The 1,357-nt window shown below is 63.9% G+C and carries 1 protein-coding gene; it reads left to right on the top strand.

Features of this window, described 5'->3' with window-relative positions; genetic code table 11:
* Positions 1 to 1,357: calcium-binding protein (locus tag ACFPWW_RS12400; protein ID WP_377311857.1), on the top strand; the 1,357-nt coding region annotated here is incomplete at both ends.

Below are 1,357 nucleotides of genomic sequence, written 5' to 3'. Positions count from 1 at the left end.
CTATGCGCTGACCAACATCGCCAATGTCGAGAACCTGACCTTCACCGGCACCGGCGATTTTGCCGGGACGGGCAATGCCCTGGTCAACACGATCATCGGCGGTGCCGGCAACGACACGCTGGACGGTGGCGCGGGTAACGACACGCTGATCGGCGGAGTTGGCACGGACAGGCTGGACGGCGGAGCGGGTAACGATACGCTGGTCGGCGGTGCCGGCAACGATACCTATGTCGTGGATGCCGCCGGCGACGTGGTCACGGAGGCAGCAGGTGCGGGTATGGACGAGATCCGCACGTCACTTGCGACCTATTCGATCGCTGCCCTCGCCAATATCGAGAACCTGACCTACACCGGTTCGGCTGCCTTCACGGGCACCGGCAACGCTGTGGCGAACGTGATCACCGGCGGCGACGGCAACGACACGCTGAACGGCGGCGCCGGCGCCGACACGCTGATCGGTGGAGCGGGTGACGACACCTATATCGTGGATATTGTGGGCGATGTGGTCACTGAAGCTGCAAGTGCGGGCACCGATACGGTCAAGACCGCGCTTGCGGCCTACACGCTCGGCAGCGATATCGAGAACCTGACCTATACGGGCACGGTGGCCTTCACCGGAACGGGCAACGACCTTGCCAACACGATTACCGGCGGTGCTGCGGCCGACCGGCTGTCGGGTGGCGACGGCAACGACACGCTGAACGGCGGCGCCGGAGCCGATACGCTGATCGGCGGAGCGGGTGACGATACCTATATCGTGGATGTCGCCGGCGACGTCGTTACCGAAAGTGCCGATGCGGGCACCGATACGGTGAAGACCGCGCTTGCGGCCTACACGCTCGGCGCCGATGTCGAGAACCTGACCTATACGGGCACGGTGGCCTTCACCGGCACGGGCAACAGCCTTGCCAACACGATCAGGGGTGCGGCGGGTGCCGACACGCTGGACGGCAAGGCGGGAGCCGATACGCTGGTTGGCGGTGCCGGCAACGACACCTATGTTGTCGACGATCTTGCCGATGTCGTGACCGAAGCTGCCAACGAAGGCACGGATCTGATCAAGACGGCGCTTTCTGCCTATGCGCTGACCAATATTGCCAACGTGGAGAACCTGACCTTCACCGGCACCGGCGATTTTACCGGAACCGGCAACAGCCTCGACAATAGGCTGATCGGCGGCGCCGGCAATGACGTGCTCTCCGGGGAGGCTGGCGACGATTGGCTGGATGGCGGCATGGGTGCCGACACGCTTTCCGGCGGTATCGGCAATGACACCTATTGGGTTGACAATGGCGGGGATACGGTCGTCGAGGCTGCCGACGAAGGCAGCGATACGGTGTACGTGCAGTCGGTCTAT

Origin of the sequence: Rhizobium sp. GCM10022189 (assembly GCF_042656325.1) — a bacterium.
GTDB lineage: Bacteria > Pseudomonadota > Alphaproteobacteria > Rhizobiales > Rhizobiaceae > Rhizobium.
Note: the sequence above shows the minus strand (reverse complement) of the source record. Positions and strands in the feature narration are given on the sequence as shown.